General features: G+C 54.7%; 16 protein-coding genes. 10 read left to right on the top strand and 6 right to left on the bottom strand.

The window, feature by feature from the left end; all coding sequences use genetic code 11:
* Positions 1–286: 286 nt before the first annotated feature.
* The 4 genes from B1C80_RS26395 to B1C80_RS26380 all read left to right on the top strand — a co-directional run bounded on the left by B1C80_RS26395 (position 287) and on the right by B1C80_RS26380 (position 3,785).
* Positions 287–1,567 (top strand): metallophosphoesterase, encoded by a 1,281-nt coding sequence (locus tag B1C80_RS26395; RefSeq protein WP_077924201.1) that lies wholly within the window; start codon positions 287–289, stop codon positions 1,565–1,567.
* 63 nt (positions 1,568–1,630) lie between these two features.
* Positions 1,631–2,485 (top strand): dienelactone hydrolase family protein, encoded by an 855-nt coding sequence (locus B1C80_RS26390; RefSeq protein ID WP_077924200.1) that lies wholly within the window; start codon positions 1,631–1,633, stop codon positions 2,483–2,485.
* A 131-nt stretch (positions 2,486–2,616) separates the two neighbouring features.
* A complete protein-coding gene (locus B1C80_RS26385; protein WP_201723596.1) occupies positions 2,617–2,952 on the top strand; it encodes a hypothetical protein in 336 nt (111 codons plus the stop codon).
* 71 nt (positions 2,953–3,023) lie between these two features.
* A complete protein-coding gene (locus B1C80_RS26380; protein WP_077924199.1) occupies positions 3,024–3,785 on the top strand; it encodes a hypothetical protein in 762 nt (253 codons plus the stop codon).
* On the opposite strand, the gene B1C80_RS26375 is transcribed toward B1C80_RS26380, so the two are convergent.
* Positions 3,767–4,165 carry a gamma-glutamylcyclotransferase gene (locus tag B1C80_RS26375; protein ID WP_077924198.1) on the bottom strand — a complete coding sequence of 133 codons (399 nt, stop codon included), beginning with the start codon at positions 4,163–4,165 and terminating at the stop codon, positions 3,767–3,769. The genes B1C80_RS26380 and B1C80_RS26375 overlap by 19 nt on opposite strands.
* 82 nt (positions 4,166–4,247) lie before the next feature.
* Here B1C80_RS26375 and B1C80_RS26370 point away from each other — a divergent pair, with 82 nt between their 5' ends.
* The 3 genes from B1C80_RS26370 to B1C80_RS26360 all read left to right on the top strand — a co-directional run bounded on the left by B1C80_RS26370 (position 4,248) and on the right by B1C80_RS26360 (position 6,881).
* Positions 4,248–4,454: a hypothetical protein gene (locus B1C80_RS26370; protein ID WP_077924197.1), complete on the top strand. Its 207-nt coding sequence runs from the start codon at positions 4,248–4,250 to the stop codon at positions 4,452–4,454.
* Between the two features lie 537 nt (positions 4,455–4,991).
* On the top strand, positions 4,992–6,275 hold the full coding sequence (locus B1C80_RS26365; RefSeq protein ID WP_077924196.1) for an Hsp70 family protein: 1,284 nt from the start codon (positions 4,992–4,994) through the stop codon (positions 6,273–6,275).
* A gap of 66 nt (positions 6,276–6,341) precedes the next feature.
* Positions 6,342–6,881: a hypothetical protein gene (locus tag B1C80_RS26360; protein ID WP_077924195.1), complete on the top strand. Its 540-nt coding sequence runs from the start codon at positions 6,342–6,344 to the stop codon at positions 6,879–6,881.
* A 53-nt stretch (positions 6,882–6,934) separates the two neighbouring features.
* Here the strand turns inward: B1C80_RS26360 and B1C80_RS26355 are convergent, their stop codons facing one another.
* On the bottom strand, positions 6,935–7,423 hold the full coding sequence (locus tag B1C80_RS26355) for a GtrA family protein (RefSeq protein ID WP_077924194.1): 489 nt from the start codon (positions 7,421–7,423) through the stop codon (positions 6,935–6,937).
* A 591-nt stretch (positions 7,424–8,014) separates the two neighbouring features.
* Here B1C80_RS26355 and B1C80_RS28590 point away from each other — a divergent pair.
* The 3 genes from B1C80_RS28590 to typA all read left to right on the top strand — a co-directional run bounded on the left by B1C80_RS28590 (position 8,015) and on the right by typA (position 10,598).
* Complete coding sequence (locus tag B1C80_RS28590; RefSeq protein WP_165358920.1) at positions 8,015–8,155, top strand: hypothetical protein; 141 nt, start codon at positions 8,015–8,017, stop codon at positions 8,153–8,155.
* A gap of 48 nt (positions 8,156–8,203) precedes the next feature.
* Positions 8,204–8,500 (top strand): PqqD family peptide modification chaperone, encoded by a 297-nt coding sequence (locus B1C80_RS26350; protein ID WP_077924193.1) that lies wholly within the window; start codon positions 8,204–8,206, stop codon positions 8,498–8,500.
* A gap of 283 nt (positions 8,501–8,783) precedes the next feature.
* A complete protein-coding gene (gene typA / locus B1C80_RS26345; RefSeq protein WP_077924192.1) occupies positions 8,784–10,598 on the top strand; it encodes a translational GTPase TypA in 1,815 nt (604 codons plus the stop codon).
* A gap of 246 nt (positions 10,599–10,844) precedes the next feature.
* Here the strand turns inward: typA and B1C80_RS28245 are convergent, their stop codons facing one another.
* The 4 genes from B1C80_RS28245 to B1C80_RS26330 form a co-directional block, all read right to left on the bottom strand.
* On the bottom strand, positions 10,845–11,039 hold the full coding sequence (locus B1C80_RS28245) for a hypothetical protein (protein ID WP_129603049.1): 195 nt from the start codon (positions 11,037–11,039) through the stop codon (positions 10,845–10,847).
* Positions 11,040–11,108: 69 nt separating this feature from the next.
* A complete protein-coding gene (locus tag B1C80_RS26340; RefSeq protein WP_077924191.1) occupies positions 11,109–11,708 on the bottom strand; it encodes a hypothetical protein in 600 nt (199 codons plus the stop codon).
* 12 nt (positions 11,709–11,720) lie between these two features.
* Entirely contained in the window at positions 11,721–13,025 is a 1,305-nt protein-coding gene (locus B1C80_RS26335) for an LVIVD repeat-containing protein (protein ID WP_077924190.1), read from the bottom strand.
* Between the two features lie 136 nt (positions 13,026–13,161).
* Positions 13,162–13,584 (bottom strand): hypothetical protein, encoded by a 423-nt coding sequence (locus tag B1C80_RS26330; RefSeq protein ID WP_077924189.1) that lies wholly within the window; start codon positions 13,582–13,584, stop codon positions 13,162–13,164.
* Positions 13,585–13,587 lie beyond the last annotated feature (3 nt).

Here is a 13,587-nt window from a genome sequence, read left to right as displayed (position 1 = left end):
ATAGCCCCGGCATTTATGCCGGGGGATAAGGGTTCGGCCGGGGTGTACGGTATTTCCCGGATCCCTGGTTTTCCCCGGCCTGAAGGCCGGTGCTATTCATTGGCGGAATAGGTGGGGTGGTCGAATCAACGGCGACCAATGAATAGGCCCGGCATTTATGCCGGGGCATCGTATATACCGATCGGCCGGGGCATACCCGAATACATCACGACATCAGATAAATGGATGTAAAACTTTACAGACCCCGATTCCGTTAGCCAAAGGCAATCCCTCACTGGTTTTCTTCATGAATCGCACCGCCTTCTTTTTTGTTCTGCCTGCCATAATGCTGCTGATCGACTGGTATGTCTGGCAGGCTGTCAAAACCCTCAGCCGATCAACGACTGAGAACACACAGCGTATCATTGCCATCGCGTACTGGGGCTTCACGGGCCTGTCGCTGTTGATTTACGTAGCCATGCAGTACCTGCCCCCCGACTCGTTCGGCAAGAACACGCGCACGTTTCTCTGGGCTACCATCGCTATTCCGTACTTTTCCAAAATCTTCGCCGTCCTGATTCTGTTCATCGACGATATCGGGCGGTTCTTTCGCTGGGTGGTGTCGCTGTTCTACAAGCCGGAAGTACGCGAAACGGTCGTAGATCCTACCCGCCAGACCATACCGCCTACCGACGCTATTTCACGGTCCGATTTTTTGATGAAAACGGCCCTCGTGGTTGGCGCGGTACCGCTGGTGGGCTTCTCGTGGGGAATCCTGTCCGGCGCGCACGATTACCGCATCCGACGGGTGAAATTGCCGCTCAAAAACCTGCCGTCGGGCTTCCACGGCATGACCATTGCCCAACTGTCCGATATCCACTCGGGAAGTTTCTTTAACCGGACGGCCGTTCGGGGTGGGGTCGATATGCTGCTGCGCGAAAAGCCGGACGTCGTATTCTTCACGGGCGATCTGGTCAATAGCCATGCCGACGAAGTCAACGAGTTCATTACGATTTTCGACAAGGTAAAAGCCCCGCTGGGTGTTTACTCGACCCTGGGTAACCACGATTACGGCAAGTACGTGCAGTGGCCGAGTGCGCAGGCCGAACGCCAGAACGTACTTAACGTCATTGCTGCTCATAAACAGATGGGCTGGAACATCCTGCTGGACGAACACCGGATGCTCGAACAGAACGGCGATCAGCTGGCGCTCATCGGGGTGCAGAACCTGGGATTTGGGCCAGCCGCACTGCGGGCGGGCAACCTGGCCAAAGCGTACCAGGGTACCGCCGATGCACCGGTTAAACTGCTCCTCTCCCACGACCCGACGCACTGGGATGCGCAGGTACGGCCCCAGTATCCCGATATCGACGTGCAGTTCAGCGGCCATACCCACGGTGCGCAGTTCGGTGTTGACCTTGGCGACGTACGGTGGAGCCCGGCGCAGTATTTTTACAAGCAGTGGGCCGGTCTGTATCAGGAAGGCAATCAGCGGCTGTATGTCAACCGGGGCTTCGGCTACATTGGTTACCCCGGCCGGGTCGGTATTTTGCCCGAAATCACCATTTTTGAGCTTACCAAAGCCTGATGGCTAAAACCACAACCTTGCTCGTTTCGTTACGTTCCTGATTCATCCCAATCAAAACACTCCATGAAAACAATTATCATTACCGGCATCACGCTGTTGACCTCTTTCTTCTCGATGCTGTCGCCAACGAAGCGCGAAGAAACCCGAATTCCGGTTTGCCATGGCGGCAACGACATGTCGGCTATGGCGGCCGATCCGGCTTTCCAGCAACTCCATAAGGCTCCCCTACCCTTTACCTATACCGGTGCGGGGGAGATGATCAAATTCTCGACGCCCGATGGCCAGTCGGCCAATGGCTTCCTGCTCAAATCAAAGAAAGCCTCGAACAAATGGCTGCTGGTTTATCAGGAGTGGTGGGGCCTGAACGACAACATCAAACAGGAAGCCGAAAAATTCTACAACGACCTGAGCGATGTGAACGTACTGGCCGTAGATATGTACGACGGGAAAGTGGCCACCGAGCCAGCTGAGGCCGGTAAACTGATGCAGGGAGCCGACAAAAACCGGCTGACGAGCATTATGAAAGGGGCTATTGCGTATGCCGGTCCGAAAGCTGAATTTGCGTCGGTGGGCTGGTGCTTCGGTGGTATGCTGTCGCTGCAGTCGGCCATGCTGGCAGGCAAACAGGCCAAAGGGTGCGTCATGTACTACGGTCGGCCAGAACAGGATGTAGAGAAGCTCAAAACCCTCCAGACCGACGTACTGGGTATTTTTGGCAGCCGCGACAAAGGCATCTCGCCCGAGTCGGTAAAACAGTTCGAAGAGAACATGCAGAAGGCTGGCGAAAAAGTAACCGTTAAGATGTACGACGCGGGCCACGGCTTTGCCAACCCCAGCAACCCCGTCTACGACAAAGAAGCCACCGCCGATGCCTATAAGCTGGCCCTCGGCTACCTGAAAGATAAACTGAAGGCCTAAGAGGCTGTAACTCATCTATGCAAACCCCGGGGCACTAAACATCCCCGGGGTTTGTTTTTTATGGATACAGTAAACCTTTCGCCGGTTCGATTGTCTAACAGGTAAAGGTTGAACACTAAACGCACTCGACTATGAACACGATAAAACCCATGCCACTCCTGACGGCCCTGATGCTGGTCGTGGCGATGGCTAGCTGTGGTCCCTCGTATGTTGGCGTTCGCACGGCTCCTGCTCCCGCCTATGGCTATGGGTACGGGCCTTATTACGGGGTTCGCCCCTACCCGCCCGGCTACTACCGCCGTCCGCCGGTGATCGTACAACGCCGGACCTACGTAGTGCCTCGCGGCCGGTATTACAACAGCCGTCCCTCATACAGCCCAAACGCCCGGAGCAACAACGGCTATCGGGGCAACAATGGCTACCGGAGCAACGGAAACGCATACGGTCGCTCACGCGGACCCAGGTAAGCATAGATAGTGCCTGACAATGGCCGGTACCGATCCCTGCGGGGTCGGTATTTTTTTGTAGTTTCAGACCCATGAAACACAAATACCTTCTTCTGTTTACGGCTGTATGTCAACTGCTTATGTGGGTGCGGGCCGATGTGGCGCTGGCTGGCTACCCCCAAACTCCCCGGGCCAGGGCCGATACCGGGCGCATCGAAAACGCAACCCCGCCCAACCGGGCCGCCCTGATGGAGGAACTGACGGCCCTCCCCTGCGGCATCACCCCTGCCGATACCAAAGCTGCCATCTTCCGGAAAATCAAAAACTACCTCGATCGCTACCAGCCCGACGCGGCTTATCCGGAAGACCGCTATGCCAAAGCCGCCGTCGACTGGGCCCTAAAAGGCGTTTTGGCGGGCGGGTACGGCATCGGGGCGGTACTGGTCGACGGCCGGGGGCAGATTCTGCATGGCGCCTACAACCGGCAACGCCAGACCGGTCGGTCAGACCTGCATGGGGAGATGGCGCTATTGACCGATTTCGAAACCCTGCCCCAGTTCCGAAAATACCAGTCGAAGGGAAATTTTACCGGGGGCGGTACTACCATCTACACCGAGCAGCTTCGGCTCTACACCTCTGCCGAACCCTGCCCCATGTGCTTCGTTCGGGTGTCGATAGCGGGCGTCGATACGCGTTACGTAACAACCGGGCCCGATGACGGGATGAATGCGCGTGCCAGTTGCCTGCCGCCGTTCTGGTACCAGCTTAGCCAGAAACACCCGGTAGCGCAGGCTCAGACGGCCCCCGTACTGCGTCAGCTGGCTCACTGCCTGTTTTATTCGTTTATGTTGTAGGTTCCTGACGCAACCAGACGAGCCTTGTCAACGGGCCAGTTGTACAGATACACCCAGCAGTCGAGAAGGGTAACGTTGCAGACCACCGTGACAACGCCCCGCCTGTACTCATCGGCCGGGTCGGGTGGGTTGCTGACGCCCTCATAATGGTCGAGCTGGTCGAGTATGGTCTTATTTTTGCCGAAGTCATAGACGGAGCCCCGAACAAGCGCTGGGCCGCTGGGATCGTGAACAACGCCCGGGTACTGACCGAGGTCGAAGAGCCGTCCGGGCAGGGTGCCATCACCGATGTATTGGGCCGATGCGCGCAGGAGCTGGGCAAACGGGTTGTTGAAACCAGGGCGCAACGTGCCGTAGACGAACAGATAAGTTGGATCCATGTGTCTTGTGAATCATAAATTTACGTTACCATTCAGGACTAATATGCTCCTAATTTCGTTACTGACAAAACAGGTTGATACTATGAAGAAGACAACGTTACTGATAGCCCTGGTGGCTTCGGTCATTTTGGTGGAGGTCCCGCTCGAAACCAGGGCCTCGGCTGGTAAGGCCCCTACCGAAGCGGCTATTTTCAAACGCAAGCGCAAAGGTTACAAACCCAAACGGGGTGGCCTGTTCAATACCGGTCTGTTTCGCAAGAAAAACCCCTGCGGCTGCCCTAACCACTAGTCGTATCTAGGATAACAGGCTCCGAAGATCACTCAGTTTTATCGGGATGCATATAGAATACGCTGCGTCCGTTCCTTTTTCTGTCTGTTTCGATAAGCCCTTCTCCCCACTTGTCGGCTTCCGGCACGTCCATTGCCCGTTAGAGGTTGTTTTGGGGAATGAATTGATGTGAATTCCACTTGCCCGAATGGCTACCGTTTCACCCCCCAGCCCCCTAAAGGGGGAGTTAGCTCCGCCGAATGAGCTCCCCCTTTAGGGGGCTGGGGGGTGAAACGGCAGCCCATAGAGCCGACTAAAGTCCGCAGCATCTTCCCCAAAAAACTCTTAGGGCGTAGGTATCCGAAGCCGCACGTCTCAGCCGCTTTGCCTAAGATGCCGGGTCTCAGGCAGTAGGGGCTGCGCTGAACCACTGGCCCGTGGTAATTCTTCTGACCAGCGCGCTGACTTTAGCGCGTAGTGGTTAATTTTAAGCTTGCCCAATCGGGTAAGCAGAACAAAACGGGCCAGTTATCTGAAAAGGGCGTCTAGCGTAAACGAATGACAGCAATTTCCTGCGGAATCGATTTTGGTACCTCCAACTCAACCATCGCCATCGACCAGGCCGGTACAATTAGTCTGGTACCGGTCGAAGAATCACACGTAACCATTCCGAGTGCTATTTTTTTTCGGCGCACCGACAACCGGGCGCTGTACGGGCGGGCCGCTGTCAACGCCTTCTTCGACCGGCAGGATGGCCGGTTTATGCGAAGTCTGAAACGGGTGCTGGGCACGTCACTCATGAAACAGGGTACGCAGGTCAACGGCACACCCATGAATTTCAGCATCATCATCACCGCTTTTCTCCGGCATCTGAAAGATAAGGCCGACGCCCAGGCGGGCAGCAGTATCGAAAATGTGGTGATGGGCCGACCTGTTCATTTTGTCGATAACGACCCCTCGGCCGATACCCAGGCGCAGGCCGAACTGGAGGTCATTGCCCGCCGGATTGGATTTAAACACATTGATTTTCAGTACGAACCAATTGCGGCTGCCTTTGCCCACGAAGCCCGGATCAGCGGAGAGAAACTAGCCATCGTTGCCGACCTGGGCGGAGGTACGTCTGACTTTACGGTGATCCGGCTATCGAAGCAGTACATTCATAAGCCCGACCGGTCGTCCGATATTCTGGCCAACACCGGCGTTCGGATCGGGGGCAACGATTTCGATAAAGCGTTGAGCCTGGCGGGGATCATGCCCGAGCTGGGCTACCGGACTACCTATGGCGCCAAACACCTCGAGGTGCCGCTCAAGCCTTTTCACGACCTGGCCGAGTGGAGTAAGGTAAACTTCCTCTATACGCCCAAGGTGCTGATGCAGACGCGGCAGCTGCTCCACGAGTCGCACGATAAGCCACGCTACCGGCGGCTGGTATCGGTACTTGAGCAGGAAACGGGACATATGCTGCTGGCGGCCGCCGAAGACGCAAAAATTGCCCTGTCAGACGAGCCGTCTCATCAGGCCATCTTTGATTTCATCGAGCCGGATTTCGTATTACCCATTGGCCGACAGTTGTTCGAAGAAGCTATCGACGAGCAGGTTGAGCAAATTATGGATTCGACCCGGGCGTGCTTGCAGCAGGCCGGTGTGGGAGCGGCCGATATCGATTTGGTTATTCTCACTGGCGGCTCTACCGAAGTACGGTCGGTGCAGGCAGCTTTCAGCCAGCTGTTTCCGAAAGCCGATATTGCCGATCAGAACAAACTCTCCAGCGTTGGCCTGGGCCTGGGCTACGACAGCCACTACAAATTCGGGCAGCCCCGACAGTCGGTTAGCGTATCATAACAAAGAGACAGGTTTGAATAAACGAAGAAATCACTACTCTTGTAGAATAATAGATTTCTTCGCGTTATGAATAGAAACTATACGATTGGTGGGGCGTTGATTGTCTTTCTGCTGCTGGCAAACGCCGGGTATTCGCAACAATTCTACGACAACCGCTACTGGCTTGGGCTGGGTGCCGGCCGTACCAGCCAGTTTCCCAGCGGTATGATGGCTTTAGGCTACGAGTTTGCGCATAAACCCACCCAGCTCGTAGCTCGCTACGTGCTGAACTCGGAGGTGTTGTCGGATGCGCAGCCTGCTATTCGGGTAAACGAAATCGGCATGTTGTATGGGGTCAGAGCGGGTAAATTTCGCTTTTCGACCGGCCTGAGTGGCGTCTGGGGCACCAACCGCGGCAAGTTTTTACAGTCAGACCCGGACCCGCTGCTGTATGGCTCCGCCTATTACGAACGCCTTACGTATACAACCGTGGGTATACCGGCTGAAATACGGTTCATCACGTCGACAAAAGACGTTGGAGTGGGAGTAACGGCGTTTGGCAATCTGAACGCAAAGCGCTCATTTGTCGGGCTGAATCTGTCGCTGTATGTGGGTCAGATGAAATAAAAATAGCGAGTGGCGTATCAAATCGCTGATAATGAACGTCTAGTTCGTGCTGATTACAGATTCAGCAGCGCTTTCAGTTTATCGTAAAAGCCCGTGTCGCGAAACGTAAATCGTTTGTGCAGGATGTAGTTGCTGATAAAGCTAAGCCCCATACCAAAGACCTGCGAACCCAGTTTGTTGAGGTTGACGGCCTTCACCGAAAACGGAATCAGGAGGGTGAACGGCTCCGCCCGGCTAACCGAAAAGTCGTAGAGCCAGGATGCTCCGTAAACGGTAATCAGGCAGGAAACGATAGAAACCATCGTAAACTTGATGGCTTCGCGCTGGGTCTGGGCCGAGTTGCGGGCGTTGAAGGCAAACAGCTTGGTGAGCACAAACCCGACCAGAAAAGCGACGATATAGCCAATAAACAGGGCCTCCCGGTAACTGACCCGAAACCATTCCTGTAATAAACTACCCGCCAGCAGCTGCACCGTGGCTCCGATAGCCGCCACAATAAAATACGCTAGAACATCCCGGCGGTTAAAAAGCTCACTTGCCATAACGAAGCGGGAGAAGACAAGTGAACGAAAGAAGAAAGGTCATTAGCACTCGGTTATAAATCATTACTAGTCAGGCTAACTAAGCCTGTTGTGGCGCCGATAAACAGCAGATTGTGAGCGATATGGGCCGTTTTTCTACCCTGTTTATCGGCGCCACCAGTCCGTTGACGGGACAAACTTAGTAAGCTAACCTCAATTCAGAGCCCTATGTTTCCTGCTTTTGCCGACCGGTAAAGCAATTTGCCCCGCTTGCGTCGCCTGTCAAACGCCGGCCCACTCCGACCCGGTAGCCGCCTTGGGTTAGATGGGGCAAGCCTTACGAACCTGCAACCCGCCGACGAATTCATCCCCTATCGGTTAACAGAAACTGAGCTCAACGGGAAACTTACCGCTCATCTGGCCGTCTCAGTGCTGTTGCGTCTGGATCGACACGATATACGCCTACCCGACTGCCGAAGCTGATCGCTTTCTGGATAGTCCGAATGATCCGGTTGCAACAACGCTTGTCGGCGCTGTACGTCATCACCGGCGCGCTGGACGAGTCTGGAAAACGAGCACCCAGGCAGCAGTCTGTCAGCCACTTATAGTTATATGCATCCAAAAGAAACCAGGCCGCCCGGCGGGTCGCCCAAAAAAGCGTACAAAACACCCAAGCTGAAAACACTGGGAAACGTCAAAAAACTAACCCTGAAAGTAGGGTCCAATGTCGATGGGTTCGGCTCATTTGGATAACCGTACTACCGGCCGCACCCACCTGGACTTTTCCTCTTTCTTACGAAAATGTTCTTACATCCGGATACCCCTGTTCAACTCGTGTCGAACCAGTCATCGTCTGTTCTTGGCGAAGAAACCATCGTTTTGCAGTACGAGGCCGGTATGTATTACGAGCTGAACGAAATGGGTGGGTTTATCTGGTCGCTGCTTCAGGCCAACAAGGGGATGACAGTCGGGCAGATTCGGGAAAAATTGCTCGATGAGTTCGAGGTCGACGCCGTGGTGTGTCAGCAGGAGTTAGTGCAGTTTCTGGATGATCTGCTTCGTGAAAAGCTTATCGAGACTACCGCGCCTGTTCCGTAAATTCCGGGTGTTGAGAGTCAACGAGTGGCTGGCCGCCCTGGTCTGATGGAACTTGTTGATGCAATTGGCTTTTTGGGGCAGCTGAAACGAGATCGGCTGGTGCCAGAGTGATGAGACTGGTTCACCTGCCCGGAGTTGACGTACTGGTATAATCTATAAAAATAGTAAAATAGAACAATAAAAAGAGAGACAGGCCCTTATTCGCTCAAATGACATTAATAAATTGTAAAAATCTGTTTATCAGCTTACTTTTTCGTATCTTTGCGGTTTGAAATAGAGGAGTATGCAATCCATCCGCAATATAGCCATCATTGCCCACGTTGACCACGGCAAAACGACACTGGTCGACAAAATTATTCACGCGTCGAAGCTCTTTCGGGACAATCAGGAATTTGGCGACCTGATTCTCGATAACAACGATCTCGAACGCGAACGGGGTATCACCATCGTTTCCAAGAACGTATCGGTGCGGTACAAAGACGTTAAGATCAACATCATCGATACCCCGGGCCACAGCGACTTCGGCGGTGAGGTAGAGCGCGTGCTGAAAATGGCCGACGGCGTTTGTCTGCTGGTCGATGCCTTTGAAGGGCCGATGCCGCAAACGCGCTTCGTACTGGGCAAGGCGCTGGCGCTTGGTCTCAAACCAATCGTGATCGTTAACAAAGTCGACAAAGAAAACTGCCGGCCCGACGAGGTTCACGAGCAGGTGTTCGACCTGATGTTCAACCTGGGCGCTACCGAAGACCAGCTCGACTTCCCGACCGTTTACGGCTCGTCGAAACAGGGGTGGATGGGACCGGACTGGAAAACGCCGACCGACAACATTACCTACCTGCTCGACACCATCGTTGACACCATTCCGGCAGCACCGATGAACGAAGGTCTGCCCCAGATGCAGATTACCTCGCTCGACTATTCGGCCTTCGTAGGTCGGATTGCCATCGGCCGGGTGCATCGCGGTACGCTGAAAGAAGGCGCCAACATGGCCCTGGCAAAAGCAGATGGTACGATCAAGAAAGTGAAAATCAAAGAACTTCAGACGTTTGAAGGACTTGGTAAACTGAAAGCTACGGAAGTAGCCTGCGGAGACATCTGCGCTGTAACGGGTCTGGAAGAGTTCGAGATTGGCGATACGCTGACCGATATCGAAAACCCCGAAGCGCTGACTCGCATCTCGGTCGATGAGCCGACGATGAACATGCTCTTCACGATCAATAACTCGCCCTTCTTCGGTAAGGAAGGTAAGTTCGTGACCTCGCGTCACCTGCGCGACCGCCTGTACAAGGAGATCGAGAAGAACCTGGCCCTGCGCGTTGAACCCACCGACAGCGAAGACCGCTTCCTGGTCTATGGTCGGGGTATTCTTCACCTGTCAGTCCTGATCGAGACCATGCGTCGCGAAGGGTACGAACTACAGGTCGGTCAGCCACAGGTGCTGTACAAAGAAGACGAAAACGGTCAGAAACTGGAGCCGATCGAGACGCTGGTCGTTGATGTTCCCGAAGAAACCGCCGGTAAAGTAATCGAGCTGGCTACGCAACGGAAAGGCGAACTGCTGATCATGGAGCCGAAAGGCGACCTGCAACACCTGGAGTTCGACATCCCATCGCGGGGGCTGATCGGGCTGCGTTCCAACGTGCTGACCGCTACCTACGGGGAAGCCGTTATGTCGCACCGGTTCAAGGAATATCAGGAGTTTAAAGGGCCTATCCCCGAGCGGATCAACGGCTCGCTGATTTCGATGACCAGCGGTACCGCCACGGCTTATTCGATCGACAAACTCCAGGATCGGGGTGTGTTCTTCATCGAGCCGGGCGACGAAGTCTACACCGGTATGGTTATCGGCGAACACAACCGCCAGAACGATATCGTGGTGAACGTACAAACCGCCAAGCAGCTGACCAACATGCGCGCGTCGGGTTCGGACACGAACGTGAAGATCGCGCCGAAAATCGCCCTGTCGCTGGAAGAATCGATGGAGTACATCCAGAAAGATGAGTACCTGGAAGTGACGCCGAAGTCGATGCGGATTCGCAAGATCTTCCTAGACGAGAACGAGCGCAAACGGAATCAGAACAAGTTTGCCATGGCCTAAGTCATCAAGCCATTCCTATAAAAAAAGGGAGAACCACAGCGGTTCTCCCTTTTTTTATGCAGCTAATTATGGGGTGTAACTCAGCCGCCATTGGAGCCGATTAACGTCCGCAAATATCCTCTCCAAACAAGCTCAAAAGAGACGGCTGGGGGTAAAAGGGATGCCCTTCGAGCCTACTATAATCAGTACGTGTCTTCCCTAAACAAGCTCTTAGAGGGTCGGGGATATACCGGCTACTTCAACCAATCAGGATGGTTTGATGAGCCGGAACGTCAGCGTATTTCGTAACTGTTCAGGTGGGGCCGTTGTCGAACTAACGTCATTATACGTAGCCTGAATCGGATTGGTGTGAGCGGCCATAAAAGCCGCCTGTCGGCGCGTATACTGATAACCTGTAGCGAAAAGCGCGAGGCCACATACTGCCATTATAAACTTTTTCATATTTGTCGAGTAGTGATGCTAGTTGCTGGCAACTATGTAAAGCAACGCATAGTTACAGATATTGTTTCTTTAAAATGACACACCGGCCCGAATGGTCAGGCGGTTATACAATCTGGACTCATTCCGGCTGATTACGTCACCGCTAATCGGCTTCTGCACAAAAACATACTGACGTTTATAGCCAACGGTCAAAATAAAGGCCGAACTGGCTGGTCGGCCCAGGCGCAGACCCAGGCCGGGATTGAGCATCAGCCCCCCGTTGGTTTCGTAACCGGTAGACCCCTGGTGAAGCCACGCGAAGCCGTAGCCCGCATCGGCCATACCAAACAGACGGACGTTTTTGCGCGGATGCCGGACAAAATCGAACCGGATGCCGGCCCCGACGGGCATCAGCAGCGCTGCCCGGTACCAGTCGATGCCAACCACGCCACCAACGGCCAGCTGCCTGGTCAGCTGAACGCCGTTGAACGTCTGCGCCGTGAAGCTGACTTTATTCTCGACCGTTACGTCGGGTCCGGTAGCTGTCTGGGTGTAGGCCACCCGCCCAAACAGGCCGCCCAGCTCGGTATAATTGACGAACGGTCGGCGAGGTAGATCGATCTGGGCCGTAGCCGGGGTACCCAGCAGCCCGATCAGGACTGCCAGGCCTATACCAGTGATGAACTTCATGGTGGGAAGGGGTTAGTAATAGGAGGGAGCGCTAACCGGAATCCGGCTCAGCAGCCGCAGCTGACGCGGGTTGCTGTAGTCGTACTGGTAGAAGCCGTCTTTACCGATCATCAGCAGCGATTTGCTGGTCGACACCCCGCCCATGGGAATCACGTCGTAGGCGTTCATACCCTCGAGGTGTTGAAGCTGGTTGCGGTCAATGGCGAGCGGATCGCTGGCGTTGAACGATTTGAGGCCGTAGGCACCTTCGCAGATGAACAGGTTCGGGTAATCGATACCCAGCCCGTGCGGATTGCGCATGGGGTAACTTTTGATCAGCCGCGGGCTGCTCAGGTTCGAGATATCTACAACGTCGAGCTGGTTGGTGAACCCCTGGCAGGTGGTGCCCGATCGTAGCGTCACGTAGGCAATGTTATCGTTCACGACCACCGGATCGCAGACGCGGGCGTGCTGAAAGACCGACAGCTGAACCGGCTTTTCGGGATTGGCATTGTCGTAGATGTACATGCCCGACTGCGAGCCAATGAACAGTTTGTCTTTGTAGGGGAAGATGGTTTCGATACCCCATCCCATCTGAATTTTATTGCCCAGTTTTGGCTCGGCCGGGTTCTGGATATTGAACAGCTGCATATCGGAGTTGCTGACCGCATACAGGTAGTTGTCGTAGAGGGCAAACCGCGCCATTGAGCCGGCCACGCCGTTGGTGGTGTTGGTCGCTTTGGTGGCATCGAAGTTGGCGGTCTGCGCAAACATCATGAACCCTCCGCGCCAGAATCCATTGGGAGCGGGCGCTTCTTCACAGTTGGTCGAAATGGTTTCGGTTACGTAGTCTACTTTCTGATCGTAGACCATATCGTTCTGGCTGTTATACGACCAGTAGCCCCCCTCAAACATGCCGCTCGGAAACACATTGGCCAGGCGTTTGACGGGCCGGATGGCCGCCAGGTCGCTGATGTCGAACGTGACCAGGTCCATGTAGCTGTCAGCATAGAGAATGTTGTCCCGGATGGCAATGTCGCCGTTGCCCGGCACGCGCAGAAACGCGACGGTTTTGGGAGCCGACGGGTTCCGGTTGTCGATGAGGTGGATACCCTCTTTCAGTTCGTTGATGAACAGGTAGCCATCTTTCGTGTAGATTTTGCCGGGCTTGACCAGCGCGCGGGCTGCTTCGACGCCAACGCCCTGCCGAATCTGGGAGCCGGTAAACGAAACGGGTGTGTAACGCCGGTAGGTGCGGGTCTCGCGGCAATTGTCGGTGCAGCTGGTAATGGCCAGCCAGGGCAGGATCAACAGGAAGAGTAAAGGTTTCGGTTTCATAGGAGGGATGGATATCAGGTTTATAAACCCCATGACTCTGAACCCGATAGAACCGTTGGAACCGACTGAAAAATAAATTGCCCGGCTGTCTTTACTACGGCCGGGCAATCGTAATCTTACACAAAAAGTACAGAAATCATTGTCGTTTAAACTCGTAAGTCGAGCCGTCGGCTATGGTTGCGCCTATCGGCTGTCGTTCGTACAGAAACAGATGGCCATCCCGGAACGAATAGGGCTGGGCGGTCTGTTCGTCCGGGTAAAAAATGGCTTGCTTCTCGGCGGTGCTGCCGGGGTTGTTACCCGTATAATACCGACCACTCTGATCGGGTTGCGGACTGGTGCCGCTGATTACCCGCCGGTATGTGCCATCGGCAGTGAAGGTCAGCGTTTCGGAGCGGCCAGTCTGCGCAGGAGTAACGCTCAACTGGGTTAAGCCATAGGTGGTCCGAACCAGCGCCCAGATACCCGGCAGCTGGCTGTCAATCGGGTCAGTACTCTTCGTCTGCGTACAGGCCAAAAGCGTACCGAGCATGAACAAACTCAGGCGTGTCAGTTTCATACC

Source organism: Spirosoma sp. 209 (assembly GCF_002006735.1).
GTDB classification, from domain to species: domain Bacteria; phylum Bacteroidota; class Bacteroidia; order Cytophagales; family Spirosomataceae; genus Spirosoma; species Spirosoma sordidisoli.
Note: the sequence above shows the minus strand (reverse complement) of the source record. Positions and strands in the feature narration are given on the sequence as shown.

Bases quoted from the DNA above. Each gene is read 5' to 3' on its own strand.
- B1C80_RS26395 (WP_077924201.1), top strand. From the start codon at position 287: ATGAATCGCACCGCCTTCTTTTTTGTTCTGCCTGCCATAATGCTGCTG.
- B1C80_RS26390 (WP_077924200.1), top strand. From the start codon at position 1,631: ATGAAAACAATTATCATTACCGGCATCACGCTGTTGACCTCTTTCTTC.
- B1C80_RS26385 (WP_201723596.1), top strand. From the start codon at position 2,617: ATGAACACGATAAAACCCATGCCACTCCTGACGGCCCTGATGCTGGTC.
- B1C80_RS26380 (WP_077924199.1), top strand. From the start codon at position 3,024: ATGAAACACAAATACCTTCTTCTGTTTACGGCTGTATGTCAACTGCTT.
- B1C80_RS26375 (WP_077924198.1), bottom strand. From the start codon at position 4,165: ATGGATCCAACTTATCTGTTCGTCTACGGCACGTTGCGCCCTGGTTTC.
- B1C80_RS26370 (WP_077924197.1), top strand. From the start codon at position 4,248: ATGAAGAAGACAACGTTACTGATAGCCCTGGTGGCTTCGGTCATTTTG.
- B1C80_RS26365 (WP_077924196.1), top strand. From the start codon at position 4,992: ATGACAGCAATTTCCTGCGGAATCGATTTTGGTACCTCCAACTCAACC.
- B1C80_RS26360 (WP_077924195.1), top strand. From the start codon at position 6,342: ATGAATAGAAACTATACGATTGGTGGGGCGTTGATTGTCTTTCTGCTG.
- B1C80_RS26355 (WP_077924194.1), bottom strand. From the start codon at position 7,423: ATGGCAAGTGAGCTTTTTAACCGCCGGGATGTTCTAGCGTATTTTATT.
- B1C80_RS28590 (WP_165358920.1), top strand. From the start codon at position 8,015: ATGCATCCAAAAGAAACCAGGCCGCCCGGCGGGTCGCCCAAAAAAGCG.
- B1C80_RS26350 (WP_077924193.1), top strand. From the start codon at position 8,204: ATGTTCTTACATCCGGATACCCCTGTTCAACTCGTGTCGAACCAGTCA.
- typA (WP_077924192.1), top strand. From the start codon at position 8,784: ATGCAATCCATCCGCAATATAGCCATCATTGCCCACGTTGACCACGGC.
- B1C80_RS28245 (WP_129603049.1), bottom strand. From the start codon at position 11,039: ATGAAAAAGTTTATAATGGCAGTATGTGGCCTCGCGCTTTTCGCTACA.
- B1C80_RS26340 (WP_077924191.1), bottom strand. From the start codon at position 11,708: ATGAAGTTCATCACTGGTATAGGCCTGGCAGTCCTGATCGGGCTGCTG.
- B1C80_RS26335 (WP_077924190.1), bottom strand. From the start codon at position 13,025: ATGAAACCGAAACCTTTACTCTTCCTGTTGATCCTGCCCTGGCTGGCC.
- B1C80_RS26330 (WP_077924189.1), bottom strand. From the start codon at position 13,584: ATGAAACTGACACGCCTGAGTTTGTTCATGCTCGGTACGCTTTTGGCC.